The following is a 20,913-nucleotide window of genomic DNA, read 5'->3' as shown; positions in this document are numbered from 1 at the left end:
GGGGCAAGGTTTGCTGGTGGTGGCCTGTGGGCAGAGCGTGCAGGCCATGGAGCCCATGATGCCACTGGCGGATGCCCCGGCCATGGTGCTGACCCCCGCCCGTCTCAGCCAGCCCCAGTCCGAGGCGCCTGCCAGCGTCACCGTCATTGACCGTAATCTGATCGAAGCCAGCGGCGCCCGTGAGCTTTATGAGGTGCTGCGGCTGGTGCCGGGCATGTCAGCCGTCAAAGTGGATGGCAACGTGCCCACGGTGGCCTACCACGGTACCCAGGCCCGGGACTCACGCCGCATGCTGGTGCTGCTGGATGGCCGTAGCCAGTATCAGCCCGGCCTGGCACGGGTGAACTGGAATGACATGCCGGTGGATATCCGTGATGTGGAGCGCATCGAAGTCACCCGTGGGCCCGCCGCCGCCGCCTATGGTGCCAACGCCTTTACCGCGGTCATCAACATCATTACCCGCGATCCCCGTGATATCAGCAAACACACCCTGGCGATACAGGGCGGCAATAACGGCATCCGTGATGGCTATGCCTCCGCCGCCGGCCGCACGGACAGCGGTGCCTGGCGGGCGTCCCTGTCCCGCCGCGCCGATGACGGTTACGACGAACCCTTTGAAGGCCGCGAGCTCAACGACGCCAAGCGGATTGAAACCCTCAATGGGGAATGGGTTCATGAACTGGATGGCCAGAATACCCTGATCCTGCAGGCCGGCGGCAGCCAGAGCCGGCTGGAGCGCCAGCAGGAAGCGGGGGTGCAGGATCTCGGCAGCTACCAGCAGGACCCGGTGCAACAGGGCCAGCGCACCTTTGCCTCCGTGCAGTGGCAACACACCTTCAATCAGTCCCACCAGTTGCAAGTGACCAGCTATGGCCAGTACACCCGGGATGTGACCGATTTTTCCGTGTGCTACCGGGATCCGCTCACCGGCCAGTTCGGGCCGGGCGGGGGTGTGCTGTTTTCCCGGGAGCTGCGCGAGCTGTATCTGGAAAATGATCGGGATGTGGGGGCCACCTTTGCGGCGGCCCAGACGGATCCGGATTTCGCCAACCGCTACGCGACCTTGCAGGCAGCCAATGCACCTTTCTGTGCCGGCAGTGCGCTGGATATCGAGGAAGAACGCTATGACCTGGAAATCCAGGATACCCTGCAGATGGGCGACCGGGTGCGGTTGGTCAGCGGCCTGAATTTGCGCCATGACCGGGTGAGCTCCGACAGCTATCTGTCCGGCACCTACGACAACGTCAGCTACCGCGCTTTCGGTAACCTGGCAGTGGATCTGCTTCGTCCGCTGACCCTGAATCTGGGCGGCTATTGGGAGCGGGATCGCATTTCCGGGCAGCATTTCAGCCCCCGCCTGGGGCTGAACTGGCGAGCCGCGCCGGGCCACAGTTTCCGCTATGTATTTTCCAAGGCCCTGCGCACCCCGGATATTTATGAGGACCAGGCGCGGACCAATATTCGGGCCCGCGAGCTGTCGCCGCCTTTTGCGGCCAATACGGAAGCCCTGCTGGGCTGGTCCCCGGCCAATTTCTTTATCACCCAGACCAGCCCTGGCACGCTCAAGCCGGAGCGCATTCGCTCCTGGGAGCTGGGATACTATGGGCAGTTCTCCGGCCTGGAGCTGGATGTGCGCTATTTCCAGGAAGCACTCACCGACCTGCTCAGCCATGCCCTCAACCCCTTCGAGTTCGAGCCCAATAACGAAGGCCGTGTGGACCATCAGGGTACCGAAGCCCAGTTGAGTTGGCGGCCGGGCGTGAACCATTTACTGAGACTGACCGGGGCCCACATCCATACCCGCGTCAACAAGAAGACAGAAGGACGTCTGGCTGCCCGGGATAGTGCCAGTGCCCTGTGGGCCTGGCAGTTGAGCGACAACTGGGGCCTGTCCAGCGCCTATTATCTCGCCAACGACTACAACGACAATGTGTTCGAGCGTGTGGACCTGCAGGTGCGTTTGCGGCATCGCGTAGGCGGCACGGAGCTGGAATGGAAAGGGGTCGTTCAGCATGCTCTGAACAAGCAGCCCGTGGTCTTCCAGGAAAACCGTTATCAGGAAGACCGTTTCTGGTTGGGACTGGCGGTGAGGATCTAGGGATGAACAGGCAGGGACGCCTCATCCTGTTGGTGTGGCTGGCCTGGCTGGCCCCGTCCCTGTGTGCCCAGACCCTGTTGCCGATTCACGTTCTCGCCGATGAGGGTCCCTTCCGGGACAGTTTTATTCAGGCGCTGGACGCCGCCGCCATACCACCCCTGAGCCGGGTGGCGGATCCGCAACAGGCAGAACTGCTGATCGCCATCGGTGATCGACAGTTCCGTCGCGCCCAGAAACTGGACAAGCCCTTGCTCGGCGTCTACGTGAGCCGCTCGGCAGTTGCCCTGGCTCAGCGCAAGCGTTGCCAGTGTCAGGGCATCTGGGCGGGGGTGGCGTTGCACGATCAGTTAGCCATGCTGGAAGTGATGATGCCTCTGGCCCGCCGGGTGGGAGTCATTGTCGGCCCGAAAAGTGCCTGGACCCCGGGCATGGTTCAGGATTATCAGGGGCGGCTGGGCCTCACCCTGTTGCCCGTGTCGTCGGTTGAAGTGTTGGGGGATCGGCTCCGGGAGCGCCTGGCCGACTTCGACGCCCTGTTACTGCCGGTGGATGGCCAGCTGTTCGGTCCCGATACGGCCAAGCTGATTCTGCTGACCAGCTACCGGTTGCGCCGGCCTGTGTTCGGTCCGGACCAGGCCTATGTCCAGGCGGGCAGTGTGGCCAGTCTGTATGCCAGTGGTGCGGATCTGGTGGCGGAGACGCTGGTGCATCTGCAGTTCTTTCACAACAGCCGGCGGTTACGCCGCTCCGGCTTTGTTCACACCCCGACCATCGCCGTCAACGAACACGTGGCTAACAGCTTTGACATGGTTTTCCACGACATCGAATCCCTCCGTGACGCCATGGAGGCCTCTCCATGAGAAAAGGCACCGTGAAAAAGGGGGCGGGAATCCGCAAGCAGCTGCAGCTTCTCGGCCTGGTACCGGCTCTGATCATGCTGCTGCTGCTCTTGGTTGCCCTGACCTGGCAGCGCTTCGAGGATGCGGACCGGGAGCTGCGGGAACTGGGCAGTTATCTGGCCCAGCAGATTGCCTCCTCCTCGGAGTACGGGGTGCTGGCAGGCAACTACAATGACCTGCGCCGTCAGGCACGGCTGGCCATGCAGCAGGCGGACCTGCAGTACGTGGTCTTCCACGATGGCGAGGGCAAGGTGTTGCTCTACGAAGGGCGAGACCAGAAGCAGGATCACAGCGATGTTTTGGAATTCCACTCTGGCATCTACCGCCAGCCGGTCTCCGACGGTGACCCGCTCCAGGAAAAGGCCGCAGACAGCAATCCCGAGCGGATCGGTGAAGTCGTGCTGGGCATGTCCAGCGCCCGGTTACTGGCGCGGCAGAAAGAAATCTTATTGGCAAGCCTGCTCCCCGCCCTGTTCGCCATCATCATTGGCCTGTGGATCGCCCATTATCTGGCTCGCCAGATCGCCTCCCCCCTGGGGTATCTCTCCGGTTTGCTGCGCACCCTGCGCAATGGCGATTATCAGGTGCGTGGCAGCAGTTATCTGCGCGGCGAGCTGGCCGAGCTGCAGGATGATATCAACGAGCTGGCCGGTAGCCTGGAAGGGGCCCATCGGGAGCAGCAGACGGCCATCGATAAACTGCGCCATGCCCATCGTCAGGCGCAGACGGCCAGCCAGGCCAAGAGCGACTTTCTGGCCATGATGAGCCACGAGCTGCGCACGCCCATGAACGGGGTGCTGGGCATGCTGCAATTGCTGGAAGAAACCGCCCAGAGCGAAGAGCAAAACGAATACACCCGCGCAGCGCTGGAATCCACCGGGCATCTGCTGGATGTGATCAACGACATCCTCGATTTTTCCCGCATCGAAGCCGGGCGCATGGATCTGGATCCGGTCTTTTTCGAGCTGTTGCCATTGCTGGAAAATTGTGTGGCCACCTTCCGCTACATGGCGGAGAGCAAGGGGCTGTACCTGCGTCTGGACAATGCCGGGATGCTGGCCGGCAAAATGGTGCGCAGCGACCCGACCCGGTTACGGCAGGTGCTCAACAACCTGATTTCCAATGCGGTGAAATTCACCCAGGAAGGAGGCGTGGCCCTGGAAATCACCGCAGAGCAGATTCGCGATGACTGGCTGGATCTGACCCTGGCGGTACATGACACCGGGATCGGTATCCCCCAGCATCGCCAGAGCGACCTGTTCAAGGCTTTCTCGCAGATTGATTCGTCCACCTCCCGGCGCTTTGGGGGCACCGGCCTGGGGCTGGCCATCGCCCGCCGGCTCAGCGAAATGCTGGGCGGCACCCTGACCGTGAGCAGTGCGGAGGGTGGGGGCAGCACCTTTACCCTGTCGTTGCGCTTGCTCTATCGCAGCCAGGCGCCGGCGCCGCTGGCGGTACCCGCGCACGAGGAAGACCGCCGCGGCGGGCTGCTGTTCGGCCTGGTGTTGCTGGTGGAGGATAACGAGGTGAATCAGCTGGTGACGCGGCGTTTGCTGGAACATATGGGCGTCACCGTGGTGACCGCCAGAAACGGGCACGAAGCCCTGGAAAAAGTCCGTCAGCGGGATTTTGACTGCATTCTCATGGATGTGCAGATGCCGGTGATGGATGGCCTGGAAGCCACCCGGGCCTTGCGGCAATGGGAGCGCGAACGGGGGCGGGCGCCGATCCCGGTGGTGGCGCTCACCGCCAATGCCATGGACGAAGAGCGCGACCGCTGCATGGTGGCAGGCATGAACGCCCACCTGGCAAAACCCTTTCGGCGCCAGCAGCTTACTCGGGTGCTGAGCCCTTATCTGACCCCTGAACACGCTCAACCCGGGCGCTGACCTCGCCGTCCGCCAGGCGGGTGGTGAGCATATCGCCGGCCGCAATCTGCGCAACGGAACGCACCGCCTGTTCGCCCTTGAAGGTAATGCTGTAACCGCGTCCCAGGGTTTCCAGGGGACTGGCGGTGTGCAGCCGTTTGCCCAGATTGCCCAACTGCACTTGCTGTTGCTGGATAAGACGCAGCAAGGGTTGGGGCAAGCGTTTTTCCAGGGTCTGCAGCCGTTGCTGGCGGTCGGCCAGCAACCGTTGTGGAGACTGCCTGACCAGCCGCTGTTGACTGGGGCGCAGGCGGCTCTGCAGCAGTGCCAGCCGTTGTTGCATGTGCCGCTGCAGGCGCCCCTGCAGTTCATCCAGTCGCTGGCTGCTCTGTTCCAGAGAGTGGCGCGGCGAGCGCAGGCGCTGGCTCAGGTGACGCAGCCGTTCCTGGGGCGCGCGCAGCTGCTGGGCCATCACCCAGCGCAGACGCCGGTGCAGGCCGCCCAGCCGTTGTGTGACCACCGACAGATCCGGGCTCACCAGTTCGGCGGCGGCGGACGGGGTCGGTGCGCGCATATCCGCAGCAAAGTCGGTCAGGCCGGTGTCGACCTCGTGGCCCACGGCAGAGACGATGGGAATCGGGCAGGCGGCCACGGCCCGGGTAAGGGCCTCATCGTTGAAAGCCCACAGATCTTCCAGGGAGCCACCGCCACGACCGATGATCAGCACGTCACATTCGTCCCGGCGAACCGCCAGATCCAGTGCCTGGCAAAGTTGCCCCGGGGCATCGTCTCCCTGAACCGCCGCCGGGTAGATCACCACCGGAATGGACGGACAGCGACGTTTGAGTACCTGCAGGATATCGCGGATGGCGGCGCCGCTGGGGGAGGTGATCACGCCGATCTGGCCAGGCCAGGCGGGCAGGGCGCGTTTGTGTTCCTGGGCGAACAGGCCCTCCGCCTGCAGCTGGGCCTTCAGCGCCTCGAACTGGGCTTTCAGTGCCCCCTGTCCGGCGGGCTCCATGTGCTCCACCACGATCTGGAAGTTGCCGCGGGGCACGTAGAGGGTGACCTTGGCGCGCACCAGCACCTGCTGGCCATTCTGGGGATTAAAGTCGAGCAGCCGGTTGCGATTTCGAAACATGGCCCCATTAATCTGGGCACGCGAATCTTTCAGACTGAAATACCAGTGGCCGGAAGCCGGACGGGAAAAGTTGGACAGTTCTCCCTGCAGCCAGATGAGCGGAAAGGAGCCTTCCAGCAGGCCCTGGGCTTCCAGGTTCAGTCGGCTGATCGATAGCGGTTCGGCGCGGGATGAAAAGGTCATCGCGGGAGGGTAGCGATTTTCCTCCGACCTTGCCAGCGCTCTGATTGTGTACCACGGTGGGTTTGACGTATAATCGCCCGCCTAATTTCCGGGGGTGGCCCAGGGAGTCTCTGGATAGCCCCTTGCGTACTCAGTCTTTCAGGCTGGCTCACAATCTAGGCGCACTTTTGAAGGCAGGCTGGTTGCCTGTCGAGAAAGTGCAACAACGAGTGTGGGCCAGCCTGGAAGACCCGAAGGGCGAGGCCTGAAACGCACATCTGCTGCGCTTTGGCTCTTGAAAAGGGAACCACCCTTCCCGTCGAGCCAAAGCACAACAGCTGCACGCTTCAGGCCACGCTGAGCACGCAAGGGGCTATTCAGAGACTCCCACTGCCGCCTTAACCGGCGGCACCCGGTCCTCCTCCTTAACTCCGGGTGCGCCCGACAGAACCCCAATCAGCGGTTCTGGCCGGGAACCCTCTCACTTCCTACGGTGCAATATGCTCAGAATCGTGCAAGAAGCATTGACGTTCGACGACGTTCTGCTTGTACCCGCCCATTCCAATGTGCTGCCCAAGGATGTGTCCCTGAAATCGAAACTGACCCGGGACATCGCCCTCAATATTCCGCTGGCGTCAGCAGCCATGGATACGGTCACCGAGCACCGCCTGGCTATTACCATGGCCCAGGAAGGGGGCATCGGCATTCTCCATAAAAGCATGGAAATTGCCGACCAGGCCCGTAACGTGCGGATGGTAAAGAAATACGAATCCGGCGTTGTCAAAGATCCGATCACCGTCAGCCCGGACACCACCGTGGCCGAGCTGCTGCGCATCACCGAAGCCAACAAGATCTCCGGTGTGCCGGTCGTGGAAGGCGATCAGGTGGTGGGCATCGTGACCAGCCGTGACACTCGCTTTATCACTAATTACGACCAGTGCGTGAAAGACATCATGACCGGCAAGGACCGGCTGGTGACCGTGCAGGAAGGCGCCGGTGCAGATGAAGTCCAGGCGTTGCTGCACAAACACCGCATCGAAAAAGTGGTGGTGGTGAATGGCAGCGGTGAGCTGCGCGGCATGATTACCGTGAAAGACATCGAAAAAGCAGCCAAATACCCCAACGCCTGCAAGGACTCCCAGGGACGCCTGCGGGTCGGTGCAGCCGTTGGCACCGGTGCCGGTACCGACGAGCGCGTTGCCGCTCTGGTAGAAGCCGGTGTGGACGTGATCGTGGTGGATACCGCCCACGGTCATTCCCAGGGCGTAATCGACCGGGTGGCCTGGGTGAAGAAGCACTTCCCCGAGGTGCAGGTGATCGGCGGCAACATTGCCACCGCCGCCGCCGCCAAGGATCTGGTTGCCGCCGGTGCGGATGCTGTGAAAGTGGGCATCGGCCCGGGCTCCATCTGTACCACCCGTATCGTGGCCGGTATCGGCGTGCCGCAGATTACGGCCATTTCTGATGTGGCCGAAGCGCTGAAGGGCACCGATGTTCCCTTGATCGCTGACGGCGGCATCCGCTTCTCCGGTGACATTTCCAAGGCCGTTGCCGCCGGCGCCAGCGCCATCATGATCGGCTCCCTGCTGGCCGGCACGGAAGAAGCGCCGGGGGATGTGGAACTGTTCCAGGGCAGCTACTACAAGGCATACCGTGGCATGGGTTCCATGGGCGCCATGTCCGGCTCCACCGGTTCCTCCGACCGTTACTTCCAGGATGCTGCCGCCGGTATCGAGAAGCTGGTGCCGGAAGGCATCGAAGGCCGGGTACCCTACAAGGGCCCCATGAGTGCCATCGTTCACCAGCTGATGGGTGGCCTGCGTGCCTCCATGGGTTACACCGGCTGTGCCACCATCGAAGAGATGCGCACCAAGCCGGAATTCGTGAAAGTCACCAACGCGGGTATGAAGGAATCCCACGTGCACGATGTGACGATCACGAAAGAGGCGCCGAACTACCCGGTGGGCTGAAGTCCATCACGCTTCGACATGTTTTATTGATTCAGGGCCGGCGCTGCCGGCCCTTGTATTTACAGCCTGCCAGCCAGGCGCCAGCGGAAAGCGAGCCATGAAAGATATCCATGCCCAGCGCATCCTGATTCTGGACTTCGGTTCCCAATACACCCAGCTGATTGCCCGCCGGGTGCGGGAAATCGGCGTGTACTGCGAAATCCGGGCCTTCGACATGACCGCCGAGGAGATCCGCGAATTCGCGCCCAAGGGCATTATCCTGTCCGGTGGCCCTGAATCCGTCACCGCCGCAGAAACCCCCCGTGCCCCGGAAGCGGTGTTCGAGGCCGGTATCCCGGTGCTGGGCATCTGCTACGGCATGCAGACCATGGCCGAGCAGCTGGGCGGCAAGGTGATTGCCGGTGAAAAGCATGAATTCGGCTACGCGCGCGTGGAAAAGGCGGAAAAGAATCGCCTGCTGGACGGCATTGTCGACCACGAAGAACAGGGCAAGGAATACCTGGATGTTTGGATGAGCCACGGTGACCGTGTCGGCGAAATGCCGGCCGGGTTCGTCACTACCGCCACCACCGGCAGCTGCCCCATCGCTGGCATGGCCAACGACGAAAAACGCTTCTATGGCATCCAGTTCCACCCGGAAGTGACTCACACCCTGCAGGGCGGCCGTCTGCTGGAGCGCTTCGTGCGTGAACTGTGCGACTGTGAAGCCCTGTGGACCCCGAGCAACATCATCAACGATGCCATCGACACCATCCGCGAGCAGGTGGGCACCGATGAAGTGATCCTGGGCCTGTCCGGCGGGGTGGATTCCTCCGTGGTGGCGGCGCTGCTGCACAAGGCCATTGGCGACCAGCTCACCTGCGTGTTCGTGGACAACGGCCTGCTGCGTCACCAGGAAGGTGACCAGGTCATGGAAATGTTCGCCGACAACATGGGCGTGAAAGTGATCCGCGTGGACGCGGAAGACAACTTCCTGGGCAAGCTGGCCGGCGAAGCGGACCCGGAAAGGAAGCGCAAGATCATCGGCAACACCTTCATCGACATCTTCGACGAGGAAGCCGGCAAGCTGAAGAACGCCAACTGGCTGGCCCAGGGCACCATCTACCCGGATGTGATCGAATCCGCCGCCAGCAAGACCGGTGGCGCCCATGTGATCAAGAGCCACCATAACGTGGGCGGCCTGCCGGAAGACATGAAGCTCAAGCTGGTAGAACCCCTGCGTGAACTGTTCAAGGACGAAGTGCGAAAGATCGGCCTGGAGCTGGGGCTGCCCTATGACATGGTCTACCGTCACCCCTTCCCGGGGCCGGGCCTGGGCGTGCGCATCCTGGGTGAAGTGAAAAAGGAATACGCCGACACCCTGCGCCTGGCTGACCATATCTTCATTGAAGAGCTGCGCGCTGCCGGCCTGTATCACAAGACCAGCCAGGCGTTTGCCGTGTTCCTGCCGGTCAAGTCCGTGGGCGTGGTGGGCGATGCCCGTCGCTACGAATACGTGGTGGCCCTGCGCGCGGTGGAAACCATCGACTTCATGACCGCTCGCTGGGCGCATCTGCCCTATGAGTTCCTGGAGCTGGTCTCCAGCCGGATCATCAACGAGATCCCCGGCATCAGCCGCGTCACCTACGACATCTCGTCCAAGCCACCGGCCACGATTGAGTGGGAATAAGTCTGAAACCGGCTTAACCCACCCTGTAGGAGCGTGGCTGGCGGTGCGATTCGCCTTCCCGGCGGCAAGCATCCCGCCGCCAGCCATGGGAATATACCGTTCCGGGCGCTTGAAAAGTGTCCGGATTTGCTTAAAATACGCTCCCTTGCCGGTTTTCAGGCGCTGTTATGCAGTGGCCTGGCAGGAGAGAGACCGCTCAACCGGCCAGAATTCATTCCGTTTCAGTCAGTTGCGCACGCCGGCCGCAGGGGTCGGGGTTGTTGTGCCCGTTGTGGTGGCATACAATGCGCGCCTATTTACTGAGGCGATGAGGCGACTCGTCTCGTTTTCGATAACAGATTGGAGGTTCACGACATTAAGCGTGGAGGCAAAGGCCGCGAGCAGCGCGCCAATATAAATCAGCAAATCCAGGCAACCGAAGTACGGTTGATTGATGTGGACGGTGAGCAGGTCGGTATTGTGACCCTGCAGGAAGCGCTGGAGAAAGCCACCGCAAAACAGCTGGATCTGGTGGAAATCTCCCCTGGTGCGGAACCGCCGGTTTGCCGAATCATGGATTACGGCAAACACCTGTTTGAAGCCAAACAGAAGGCCAAGGAAGGGCGCAAGAAACAGCGCCAGACCCAGGTCAAGGAAATCAAATTCCGTCCCGGCACCGACATTGGTGACTATGAGGTGAAACTGCGTAACCTCATTCGTTTCCTCGAGGCCGGCGACAAAGCGAAAATCACCGTCCGTTTCCGCGGCCGGGAGATGGCTCACCAGGAACTGGGCCGGGAGCTTCTCGCACGTGTCGAGAAGGACCTGGAAGAATACGGTTCCGTTGAGCAACGTCCGAACATGGAAGGGCGCCAGATGATCATGGTGCTCAGCCCGGGCAAAAAGAAGAAGCAGTCCTGATCGACTGTTTAATTAATTCACCAACTTGAGAAGGTACCATGCCTAAAATCAAGACAAATCGTGGGGCTGCCAAGCGTTTCAAGAAAACCGCCTCCGGTTTCAAGCGCAAGCAGGCATTCAAAAACCACATCCTGACCAAGAAGTCTTCCAAGACTATCCGTCAGCTGCGTCCGAAAACCGAGGTACATGATTCTGATGTAGCTCTGGTTAAACGCATGATGCCCTACGCATAACTGATACGGTTTTTGGAGACTGAAAAATGGCACGAGTAAAGCGTGGTGTGCAGGCCCGTCGCCGGCACAAGAAGATTCTCAAGCAGGCTAAAGGCTACTACGGTGCCCGCAGCCGTGTATTCCGTGTAGCGGTTCAGGCCGTTACCAAAGCCGGTCAGTACGCGTACCGCGACCGTAAGGTTCGCAAGCGTCAGTTCCGTCGTCTGTGGATTGTTCGTATCAACGCCGCTGCGCGTCTGAACGGCCTGTCCTACAGCCGCATGATCGATGGTCTGAAAAAAGCGTCCATCGAAGTTGACCGTAAAGTACTGGCGGACATCGCTGTCCGCGATCAGGCAACCTTTAGCGCTTTGGCCGAAAAAGCCAAAGCGAGTCTCACCGCCTGATTACTGTTTCGTCCTAGACAAAACAGCATACTCAACGGGGGAAGAGCTCGCGCTCTTCCCCCGTTTTTGTTTGAAAAAAGACCAGAGGCAAGCGACAAGCTGCAAGCTGCAACACGATTCCTCCATGCAGCCACACGAAAACGCTTTCCCCGTGCCGCAATGTGTCGGCGCGGCTCAAGTGGTAGTCGGTTGGCAGGGTTCTGAACCGCGTTGCAGCTTGTAGCTTGCAGCTTGCCGTTTTCTAAAGACTGCGGAGTCTTCAATGGAAAATCTCAACGCCCTGGTTGATGCTGCCCTGGCAGACGTCGAACAGGCTGGCGATATCCGGGCCCTGGACGATGTCCGGGTGAAGTACCTGGGCAAGAAAGGCGAGATCAGCGCCCTGATGAAGGGCCTTGGCAAGTTGAGCGCGGAAGAGCGCCCCCAGGCCGGTGCGGTGATCAACGAGGGCAAACAGAAAGTCCAGGATGCCATCGCCACCCGCAAGCATGCCATGGAAGAAGCGGCCCTGGCCCAGCAGCTGGCCAGTGAAACCGTGGACGTGACCCTGCCGGGCCGGGGCGAACTGCCCGGCAACCTGCACCCGGTCACCCGCATGCGTCGCCGCATTGAAGATTTCTTCCTGCGTCTCGGCTTTGATATTTCCGAAGGGCCGGAAGTGGAAGATGACTTCCACAACTTCGAAGCCCTGAATATTCCGTCCCACCACCCGGCGCGGGCCATGCACGACACCTTCTACTTCGGTGACGGCCGTCTGCTACGTACCCACACCTCGCCGGTGCAGGTACGGGTGATGGAGCAGGGCAAACCGCCGTTCCGCATCATTGCCCCGGGCCGGGTATACCGTTGTGACTCCGACCTGACCCACACTCCCATGTTCCACCAGGTGGAAGGGCTGCTGGTGGACAAGGACGTCACCTTTGCCGACCTGCGCGGCACCGTGGCGGAATTCCTCAAGTTTGTGTTCGAAGTGGAAGACCTGCCGGTGCGTTTTCGCCCCAGCTACTTCCCGTTCACCGAGCCCAGCGCCGAAGTGGACGTGGGCTGTGTCAGCTGTGGCGGTAAAGGCTGCCGGGTGTGTTCCCATACCGGCTGGCTGGAAGTGATGGGCTGCGGCATGGTGCACCCGAAGGTGCTGGAGCACGGCGGTGTGGACGCCAGTGAATACAGCGGTTTTGCCTTCGGCATGGGTGTGGAGCGTCTCACCATGCTGCGCTACGGCGTTAACGACCTGCGGATGTTCTTCGAAAACGACACCCGCTTCCTGTCCCAGTTCGGTTAAGGCGTTTCTGTACCAAGATGCCGCCGTTGGCGCCTTGTTCACAAGGCGAATTCCCCGGCGGCCATACAGAAACTCCCATGATTTAAAGGAATTCGACAATGCGTTTTAACGAAGCCTGGTTGCGGGAATGGGTCAACCCCGCCATCGATACCGACACCCTGGTGAAGCAACTGACCATGGCCGGCCTGGAAGTGGACGCCGTGGAACCCGCCGCCCCGGCCTTCACCGGCGTGGTGGTCGGTCAGGTGGAAAGCTGCGAACCGCACCCGGATGCGGACAAGCTCAGCGTCTGCCAGGTCACCAATGGCACCGACACCGTGCAGGTAGTCTGCGGCGCGTCCAACGTGCGCACCGGCCTGAAAATTCCCTTCGCCCAGGTGGGCGCGGTCTTGCCCGGCGACTTCAAGATCAAGAAAGCCAAGCTGCGCGGCCAGGAATCCAACGGCATGCTCTGCGGTGCCTCCGAGCTGGGCCTGGAAGACCTCATCGATGGCCTGATGGAACTGCCGGAAGACGCCCCGGTGGGCACCGATGTCCGTGATTATCTGCAGCTCAACGATGCGGTCATCGAAGTGGACCTGACGCCCAATCGTGCCGACTGCCTGAGCGTGCGTGGCATCGCCCGGGAAGTGGGGGTGATGAACCAGAGCCCGCTGGCCAACATGAACATCGACAAGGTGGCCCCGGCCATCGACGACACCCTCAGCGTCACCCTGGCGGACAGCGAGGGCTGCCCCCGTTACCTGGGCCGGGTCATCAAGGGCGTCAACGTGAACGCCGACAGCCCCCTGTGGCTGATCGAGCGCCTGCGCCGCGCTGGCCTGCGCACCATCGACCCCATCGTCGACGTGACCAACTACGTGCTGCTGGAGCTGGGCCAGCCCCTGCATGCCTTCGATCTGTCCAAGCTCAACGGCGGCATCACCGTGCGCAAGGCCAAGGCCGAGGAAGCACTGCTGACCCTGGACGACCAGGAGCTGACCCTGCGCGACGACACCCTGGTCATCGCCGACGACAGCGATGCCCTGGCCCTGGCCGGTGTCATGGGCGGCAAGCCGTCCTCCGTCACCAGCGACACCCGGGACATCTTCCTGGAATGCGCCTTCTTCGCGCCCCTGGCCATCGCCGGCAAGGCCCGCTCCTACGGCCTGCACACGGATTCCTCCCACCGCTTCGAGCGGGGCGTGGACCCGCAGCTGCAGAACGAGGCCATCGAACGGGCCACCGCCCTGATCCTGGAGATCGCCGGCGGCCAACCGGGCCCGGTCAGCGAAGCGGTAGACGAGAGCAAGCTGCCGCGCCAGGCGGAAATCACCCTGCGTGCCGACCGCATCGAAGGCCTGCTGGGCATGGGCCTGCCCGCCGAACAGGTTGAAGACATCCTCAGCCGCCTGGGCATGGAAGTGTCCACCCAGGAAAGCGGCAAGGAATGGATGGTGCTCGCTCCCAGCTGGCGTTTCGACATGGCCATCGAAGCCGACCTGATCGAGGAACTGGCGCGCATCTATGGCTATGAAAAGCTGCCCAGCCGGGTGCCGGCCGGTTCCCCCTCCGGCGAGCCGATGGCCGAGCAGACCGTCAACCAGCGCCGCCTGGGCGATGCCCTGATTGACCGTGGTTATCTGGAAGCGATCACTTACACCTTCGTGGAGCCGGGTCTGCTCAAGCAGGTAGAGCCACGGGTGGAGCCGCTGCCGCTGCTTAACCCCATCTCCACGGACCTGGGCGTCATGCGCACCACCTTGCTGGCCGGCCTGTTCAGCACCGCCCGCCACAACCTGAACCGCCAGGCCGACCGCCTGCGCCTGTTCGAAACCGGCCTGCGCTTCGTACCGACCGAGCAGGGGCTGGAACAGACTCCCATGATCGCCGGCCTGCTCTACGGCAGCGCCCAGCCGCAGAACTGGGAAGGCAAGCGTCCGGTGGACTTCTTTGACCTGAAAGGGGACGTGGAAGCGCTACTGACCCTGTCCGACGCCGACGCCTTCCGCTTCGAGCCCGGCGAGCATCCGGCCCTGCACCCGGGCCAGACCGCCGCCCTCAAACGCGATGGCGAGGTGGTCGGCTACCTGGGTCGCATCCACCCGCGTCTGGCCGCCGATCTGGACCTGCCGACCCAGCTGTACGCCTTCGAACTGGCCCTCGCGCCCCTGCAGCAGGGCGTATTACCGGCATTTGCCGGAGTCTCCGACCAGCCCCGCATGCGTCGCGATTTGGCCTTTGTCGTGGAAGACAACGTGCCCGCCGGCGAGCTGGTGGCGGCGGTCCGCAATGCCTGTGACGAACGTCTCACAGGGGTTCGGATTTTTGATATATATCAAGGTGATAGCATCGGTGAAAATCGTAAAAGCCTTGCTTTGGGCTTGACCTTCCAGGACCGTTCGCGCACTCTTAAGGATGAAGAGGTAAACGACCTGGTGGATGCCGTAGTATCCCAGTTAAAACAACAGTTTAACGCCGCCTTAAGGGACTGATTAAGGAAGGGTTAGGGAGCTATTGATGGGAGCGCTGACCAAAGCGGACATGGCCGAGCGTTTGTTCGAAGAGCTTGGCCTGAACAAACGTGAAGCGAAAGAAATGGTGGAGATGTTCTTCGAAGAGATCCGCCATTCGCTGGAAAACAACGTGCCCGTGAAACTCTCCGGCTTCGGCAACTTTGATCTCAGGGACAAGAGTGAACGGCCAGGGCGCAACCCGAAAACCGGTGAGGAAATTCCCATCACCGCCCGCCGGGTTGTCACCTTCCGTCCAGGACAAAAATTAAAACAACGGGTTGAGGCCTATGCTGGAACCAAGTCATAACGACGAATTGCCGGCGATTCCAGGGAAACGTTATTTCACCATCGGTGAAGTCAGCGACCTGTGTGACGTAAAGCCCCACGTGCTGCGCTACTGGGAGCAGGAATTCCCCCAGCTCAAGCCGGTCAAGCGCCGTGGCAATCGTCGCTACTATCAGCGCCAGGACGTGCTGATGATCCGCCAGATCCGCAGCCTGCTGTACGATCAGGGCTTCACCATCGGCGGTGCCCGCCAGCAGCTCACCGGCGGCGCCAATGCCGAACAGGCCACCCAGTACCACCAGCTCATCAAGCAGATGATCGTGGAGATGGAAGAGGTCCTCGACGTCCTCAAAGCCTCCTGATCCGGCACCAACCGTTCCCCGCCATCCCCGATGGCGAAAAAGCCCCGGCAGCCCCGCTCCCGGGGCTTTTTCATACCCGCGAGTCGCCGTTGGAGCCCATGCTCGCATGGCGAAGAGCCAGCAGCCCTCACCGGGCCCACCAGAAAAGACCCTATTGCCCAAACACATAGCCACCGCTCACCCCGCGCTCCGACGCTAATGGAAGCGGGCCGAGGCACTCCAGTCGGCACGGCCTCTCCCGCGTTGCCCCTTGCAACATGAAACTTGCCCCCATCGCTCAAACCCTGACCAATCAGCACTTTACCGGTTCCATCCCCCCACCAAATCCGCTATGATTGCCGCCGCTTTGGTAGCTCTGCCTGCCAAGCACATCTCGGGGCGTAGCGCAGCCTGGTAGCGCACTTGCATGGGGTGCAAGGGGTCGGAGGTTCGAATCCTCCCGTCCCGACCAAATTAAGGTCGGAAAAACAAAGAGATAGGCCAGTCATGGATGACTGGCCTTTTTGGTTTTTAGGCGTCGCTTATGCTTTTCTGTGTTTCGTCACCGTTCCGTCACCGTTTCTCAATAGCTAATCCCTGTGGCTGGCCTGTCTCCTTTACTTTACGCGCCACTGACCTTTAGTTTTCCCTGATTGGTCAGGCGGTCCGTTTACAAAGGCCTGGCGCGTATTGGATGCCCGGCAAGATGGCTGAAGCTGTGCCGGATCACTCTAGAAAAGGGGTTGAGGGTACTCCATAGCTATGAGGCTGGGTGACGCTTGTAGTTGCAGCGTTGGGTGGATCACTTGGAGGTGGTGTCAGGGCGCTGAGTAGTTAGAAGTGCGAGACGCGTCAATTCGAGCATCCTCAAGGTGTCTTGCTGCCAGCTTTTTGGCTTGAGAGTCCAGGTCGTCCCTTTTGTTCGCATCGAGTTGTATGGGGTCCTGCAATCCCTGCCTTTCTAATTCCTGCCTTACAAGGTCTTTCTCTACTAGCTTTCTTATAAGTTCTTCATATTGCTTGAGAATGCCCGCATGCCTCGTATTTTCTTTCCGCAGGCGACCTAGCTCTTTGGTTTTTCTGTCCTCTACCAGTGAATTGCGCGTTTTTCTGGCGCCTTCGAGTCTTTGTTGATGCTCATTTCTCAGTTTCTCGATATGTGTTCTATCCTGGCAAATCAGAGCTGTCAGGTGGGCGCTTTGTGACACCTTTAGATATTTGGACGTACGTTTCAAAAACAGAGCTTCTTCTACGGGTAGCACAAAACTGAAAGTCCGCTTGTTTTTGTTCTTCCGGTAGCTGTAAGCATTCCATGCTCGTTTGATGCGTGCAAAAGCATCTGCCCCCAATCCGTTATTCCAAATTCTTTCCAGTGTCATCAAGGTCGGCTCGTTCTCTTCGTGGGGAGCTTTTACTGAAAGGGCTGATGGGGGGTTGTTTCGCAAATAGTGCCTGGCCCAATCTGACTTGTCCTTGTCGGAGCCAAGCCACTCTTTCGGTGGGATTGGTTTCTTCACTTTCAATGCTCCTAATGCTTGAGATTTTCATGACAAGTAAATCATACCGTATGAATTGACGTAAATATGATCATAATTGATAATGGGCAAAAATAGATATCATTTGTGCAAATATGTACCTTGGCAATGCTCTAGTATCCAGCTTTAACTGCTTGTCGTCTGAAGAGCTGCAGGCCGCTGAGCGATATTTTTTGACTGCCTTTATCTATCAATTTGGTATAGGCGAATGGGCTCAAACGTCTCTGGACCGTTTGGCGGGGAAGTTGGGAGTTAGTGAGAGATTAGCCCGTCATTCGATAGGGGTACTGGTTGACCAAGGTCTTCTTGATGCCCGGCGCGTTGAAGGTAGGACCGGAAGGCCGTCTTACGATTATCGACTTTCAAAGCTCGTTGCCGATCGGTTGAATCTCCAGGTTGGGCCAGTGAGTGTGGGACATGAGGGGCTGGTAAAGTCACTGCTCAGTATTCCCTCACCTGGAGGGTTGGAGGTCACGAGAAAGAAAGGTCGTACTTTTGGCCCTCCCAACCCTGATGCCCTGAGTGTCGGTAGCAAGCTGGTTCTTATAGTGTTGCTGACTGAGGCGGATTCCTGCGGTGTAGTCAGAAATTGTTCGACTTTTGGCTTGGCCAAGCAGGTGGGGATGTCAGTTCAAAGAGTACGCCGGCATTTGAGGAAGCTTTGGCGCTTAGGGTACATGCGAGATGTGGTTGCTGGGATTGTGAGTGATATAGGAATCGGCAAGTGCCCGAGCATCTATTTTCTCAACCTGGCTCACCCTATTTTTGAGGCTAGCTGGTGTGGTCGGGCGTTTGTCCTTCATATACAAAAAAAAGATCAGTACCACCCGGGCCGAGAGATTCCTCAGTTGATAAGGATTCTCAGTAATGGTTGTGAGGATGATTCCTACGTTGCCATTGAATATGACCGTAGAAACTATTTGTTGCCGGTGAAGTGTGAAGATGACGTTGCTAAAAGACTCAAAGATGCTGTGCTCGATGGGCTTGAAGAATATCTGCAGGCTGTTTTAGACGATTATGTAGGTCAAATATTGACCGATAGATACTTATTCATTGGCAGTCAATTTCTACCAGAACCAAGCATCAATCTGCGCTTAGAAATGGAGGCATTGCTATGTGTAAAGGAGAGAAAGGGTAGCGATGAGGCGGCCTCTAGAGCGGCGATGTTCCTATCTGGCTGGATATGGAGGGCTGCGTGCATGAAATCTGAAGTGCTAAGCAAAAAACTAGGGGTGATGCGTTTGCTTATGCCACCAGATGGTAGGATATCGATATTGCGATCAACAGAGAATGGTAAGTTGTTGATTTTAAAGGCTGTGGTTGCGCCGCCGCCAGGCAGAAATGTTACTCCGGGGATTTACCAAGGGGCTTCAATCGATTATGTAAAATCAACTAAGGAAATCAACCGTGTAGACTTGTCTACAAAAGAGCAGTATGAAATTGGCCTGCTTGTTAAGCCAAGTGTAAAGACCAAAAAGGAGGTTGTAGACACGGAAGTTGGTATTGAGGATGAGGGGTAGTTACATACCGTGGATAGCACTGATTTAAGCTGTGAATTGATGTCAGCCTTCAAGCTCAATAGTGTTATTGGTTTGTGGGCCTTCTGGGTACGATAACCCCGTTCCAGAACTCGTAATCGATTGTTTTAACTGGATAGCGCTATTTGGGCTCCCGTCTGTGGGGTAAAGGCCCTGTTGTGGGCTTTCAGTACTTGATAACCCGCTCTGAGTGTCGGTAATAGATATATATAGTCATAAAGTCACTTAGCCAGCCCACTTGTGAAGGCTGGTAAGTGCAGTTGGTTGAGTAACAGGCAGGCTGGACCAAACCAGCCTGCTCATGAGTAAATTTCAACCAGTGCGCTGGTACCTATGAAGAAACCATAGGTGCCAGACAATGAGAAAACGACATTCAAGCAACACCAACCTCAAACTCCACTATGAATCAGTCTGGGAGGGCTTGCCGGTACTGGCAAGGCCTGACCGTCCACTCGCGGTGAATTACCTCAAATCTATCCGGTCTACTTTGGACCGGGCCTTAAATGAGCATCCACGAACCTGTGTCATCCATTTCGTTGCTAGGCTGCCGTACGGTTGGTCAGGTCCCAAAGGGGGGCAGGCAAGCGGCTTCATCAACTCTCTTCGTTCGCAGATCAGGTGCGACTCGAAGCGTAAGCGCGGCCAGGGAAAACGGGTTCATGACTGCCATGTTCGTATGATCTGGTGTCGCGAGTTCGGTGGGGAAGGGCAGCCCCATTATCATATTGCCATTATGGTCAATAGGGATGCTTACTCCGCGTTGGGGCGTATCTTAGGTCAGCAAGAGCCGGACTTCCCCTGGTGGTTGGCGGAAGAACAAGCAGTTAGCAACATGGCAGAGCGTATTCAGCGAGCTTGGGGTCGCACTCTTGGTCTGACTGGGAGTCAAGGAATCGGTTTAGTCCATTTCCCTGATAGCCCGGTCCAGCTGATTTCAAAAGGATCGTCTATGTATACCGCGCAATATCATGAGGTGTTCAGGCGCATGAGCTACTTGGCAAAGGTGGATACCAAGCTTTATGACGATGGGTTTAGGAACTTTGGCTGTAGCCAGAGAGGAGGTGAGTAAGTTTTTACGTTGCTGCGCTATCGCATGAACGAATGACGAGGAGAATTTCATGCGATTCATGAGGCTAACAGAAGTGATACGAGATACCGGTCTTGGCCGTTCTTCGATCTACAAGCGTATTGCTGAGGGTGTATTCCCCAAGCCAGTACCGCTTGGTGGAAGAACGGTTGGCTGGGTATCTGATGAAATCGAGGCCTGGATTTTGGAGAGGATTGAGGAGAGGGATTGCCAGGAAGTGCCTCATTGACCGGCTATTGGGCTTTCGTGGTTCATGGATGGCTGCGAGGTTTTGTATCAGATGAAAGCAGGAGGGGGCTCCAATTTGTAATGGTAGACCCCGGTACCAATAGGACCGGGGAGGTTTAATGCCAATTGATCGAGACCTTGGAGCGTAGTAGGCGAGGAAAACGGGGACTATCCGAGAGGATGTTCTGCTCGGGTATCCACACACGACGTGACGGTGCTGTTACCAATAAGGCGCTAATCTTTCTTATACAGCACTGTCACTTTGCCGGCAGGTTTGTTCTTGCCTATCTCATAATCAGGGTTGAAAGTGGCGAGATTATGAGCGGCGATGCCAATCACTGAGGCAAAGCCAGTAACCTGGGTAAAGCCAGTCGGGATAGCGAAGCTGGCTAAGGAGGCCGCTCTGTATTCTGTGTACACGCGGCAACGTAGCCCTTTTTTTTCAATGGCTCCCTCGACTTTATTTACCACGGAGCTGATGTTCTTGACCGCGACAATTTGAAAGGAAGCTTTCTTGGCAATGAGTTCGGAGAGCTTTTCAGTAGTGATGTCTTCGGAGGTGTATTTTTCGATGTCAATATCTTTGCTCATTGAGTTGTCCTAGTTTGAGGAGATGATAAAACGGGCAGATTCGCTGCCCGTTCTAGTCAGCGACTGGGTCTTATTGAAGTATGATCAAAGCTCCGCTATTTGCTGTAGGGCATCTTCATAAGCAAATAGTGTGTCGAAGTTTTCGTTGTAAATTAGGTAGAGGGCGGACTGTATGTTCTCGTGTGGCGTTTCTTCGATGGTATCT

18 protein-coding genes and 1 tRNA gene are annotated in these 20,913 nt (G+C 58.7%); 16 read left to right on the top strand and 3 right to left on the bottom strand.

All coding sequences use genetic code 11. The features are described 5' to 3' along the window. The first annotated feature begins 16 nt into the window (after positions 1-16). From A3714_RS04620 to A3714_RS04610, 3 genes are read left to right on the top strand one after another with little or no spacing between them, the layout of a single operon-like run. Positions 17-2,098, top strand: coding sequence for a TonB-dependent siderophore receptor (locus A3714_RS04620; RefSeq protein WP_231867825.1), 2,082 nt, complete (start codon positions 17-19; stop codon positions 2,096-2,098). A 2-nt stretch (positions 2,099-2,100) separates the two neighbouring features. Continuing rightward, positions 2,101-2,958, top strand: coding sequence for a hypothetical protein (locus A3714_RS04615; RefSeq protein ID WP_063509320.1), 858 nt, complete (start codon positions 2,101-2,103; stop codon positions 2,956-2,958). Then, on the top strand, positions 2,955-4,886 hold the full coding sequence (locus tag A3714_RS04610; protein ID WP_063509319.1) for an ATP-binding protein: 1,932 nt from the start codon (positions 2,955-2,957) through the stop codon (positions 4,884-4,886). Before A3714_RS04615 ends, A3714_RS04610 begins: the two co-directional genes overlap by 4 nt. On the opposite strand, the gene xseA is transcribed toward A3714_RS04610, so the two are convergent. After that, entirely contained in the window at positions 4,831-6,189 is a 1,359-nt protein-coding gene (gene xseA, locus A3714_RS04605) for an exodeoxyribonuclease VII large subunit (protein ID WP_062817380.1), read from the bottom strand. The two genes, A3714_RS04610 and xseA, sit on opposite strands and share 56 nt — an antisense overlap. Positions 6,190-6,668: 479 nt before the next feature. On the opposite strand from xseA, the gene guaB reads away from it, so the two are divergent. From guaB to A3714_RS04555, 10 genes are all read left to right on the top strand, one after another. Then, positions 6,669-8,138, top strand: coding sequence for an IMP dehydrogenase (gene guaB, locus A3714_RS04600; protein WP_062817379.1), 1,470 nt, complete (start codon positions 6,669-6,671; stop codon positions 8,136-8,138). A 97-nt stretch (positions 8,139-8,235) separates the two neighbouring features. Then, positions 8,236-9,807, top strand: coding sequence for a glutamine-hydrolyzing GMP synthase (gene guaA, locus A3714_RS04595; RefSeq protein WP_063508265.1), 1,572 nt, complete (start codon positions 8,236-8,238; stop codon positions 9,805-9,807). Between the two features lie 354 nt (positions 9,808-10,161). Beyond that, complete coding sequence (infC, locus tag A3714_RS04590) at positions 10,162-10,707, top strand: translation initiation factor IF-3 (RefSeq protein WP_369799169.1); 546 nt, start codon at positions 10,162-10,164, stop codon at positions 10,705-10,707. A 38-nt stretch (positions 10,708-10,745) separates the two neighbouring features. Then, positions 10,746-10,940: a 50S ribosomal protein L35 gene (gene rpmI / locus A3714_RS04585; RefSeq protein ID WP_062817370.1), complete on the top strand. Its 195-nt coding sequence runs from the start codon at positions 10,746-10,748 to the stop codon at positions 10,938-10,940. Positions 10,941-10,966: 26 nt separating this feature from the next. After that, positions 10,967-11,326 carry a 50S ribosomal protein L20 gene (gene rplT, locus A3714_RS04580; protein ID WP_062817369.1) on the top strand — a complete coding sequence of 120 codons (360 nt, stop codon included), beginning with the start codon at positions 10,967-10,969 and terminating at the stop codon, positions 11,324-11,326. A gap of 262 nt (positions 11,327-11,588) precedes the next feature. Beyond that, positions 11,589-12,608, top strand: coding sequence for a phenylalanine--tRNA ligase subunit alpha (gene pheS, locus A3714_RS04575; RefSeq protein WP_063508264.1), 1,020 nt, complete (start codon positions 11,589-11,591; stop codon positions 12,606-12,608). Between the two features lie 98 nt (positions 12,609-12,706). Further along, positions 12,707-15,082: a phenylalanine--tRNA ligase subunit beta gene (gene pheT, locus A3714_RS04570; protein ID WP_063508263.1), complete on the top strand. Its 2,376-nt coding sequence runs from the start codon at positions 12,707-12,709 to the stop codon at positions 15,080-15,082. Positions 15,083-15,107: 25 nt separating this feature from the next. Continuing rightward, positions 15,108-15,410, top strand: a complete 303-nt coding sequence (ihfA, locus tag A3714_RS04565; RefSeq protein ID WP_062817366.1) for an integration host factor subunit alpha — start codon at positions 15,108-15,110, stop codon at positions 15,408-15,410. Continuing rightward, on the top strand, positions 15,391-15,750 hold the full coding sequence (locus A3714_RS04560; protein ID WP_035249051.1) for a MerR family transcriptional regulator: 360 nt from the start codon (positions 15,391-15,393) through the stop codon (positions 15,748-15,750). The genes ihfA and A3714_RS04560 overlap by 20 nt, the downstream gene beginning before the upstream one ends. 374 nt (positions 15,751-16,124) lie before the next feature. Next, a tRNA-Pro gene (locus A3714_RS04555) sits at positions 16,125-16,201 on the top strand. Between the two features lie 346 nt (positions 16,202-16,547). On the opposite strand, the gene A3714_RS04550 is transcribed toward A3714_RS04555, so the two are convergent. Beyond that, positions 16,548-17,246 carry a hypothetical protein gene (locus A3714_RS04550; RefSeq protein WP_035249049.1) on the bottom strand — a complete coding sequence of 233 codons (699 nt, stop codon included), beginning with the start codon at positions 17,244-17,246 and terminating at the stop codon, positions 16,548-16,550. Between the two features lie 422 nt (positions 17,247-17,668). Between A3714_RS04550 and A3714_RS04545 the strand changes: the two genes are divergently transcribed. The 3 genes from A3714_RS04545 (at position 17,669) to A3714_RS04535 (ending at position 20,118) form a co-directional block, all read left to right on the top strand. Continuing rightward, positions 17,669-18,784: a winged helix-turn-helix domain-containing protein gene (locus A3714_RS04545; RefSeq protein ID WP_196220376.1), complete on the top strand. Its 1,116-nt coding sequence runs from the start codon at positions 17,669-17,671 to the stop codon at positions 18,782-18,784. A gap of 376 nt (positions 18,785-19,160) precedes the next feature. After that, the gene (locus A3714_RS18390; protein ID WP_082844632.1) at positions 19,161-19,871 is read left to right on the top strand and encodes an inovirus Gp2 family protein; all 711 of its coding nucleotides are present in this window, start codon (positions 19,161-19,163) and stop codon (positions 19,869-19,871) included. 49 nt (positions 19,872-19,920) lie between these two features. Next, positions 19,921-20,118, top strand: coding sequence for an AlpA family transcriptional regulator (locus tag A3714_RS04535; RefSeq protein WP_063508261.1), 198 nt, complete (start codon positions 19,921-19,923; stop codon positions 20,116-20,118). Positions 20,119-20,351: 233 nt separating this feature from the next. On the opposite strand, the gene A3714_RS04530 is transcribed toward A3714_RS04535, so the two are convergent. Continuing rightward, on the bottom strand, positions 20,352-20,708 hold the full coding sequence (locus A3714_RS04530) for a hypothetical protein (RefSeq protein WP_063508260.1): 357 nt from the start codon (positions 20,706-20,708) through the stop codon (positions 20,352-20,354). Positions 20,709-20,913 lie beyond the last annotated feature (205 nt).

Source organism: Alcanivorax sp. HI0007, assembly GCF_001635525.1.
GTDB lineage: Bacteria > Pseudomonadota > Gammaproteobacteria > Pseudomonadales > Alcanivoracaceae > Alcanivorax.
The sequence above is the reverse complement of the archived record's forward strand: the minus strand, read 5'-3'. Positions and strand labels throughout refer to the sequence as shown.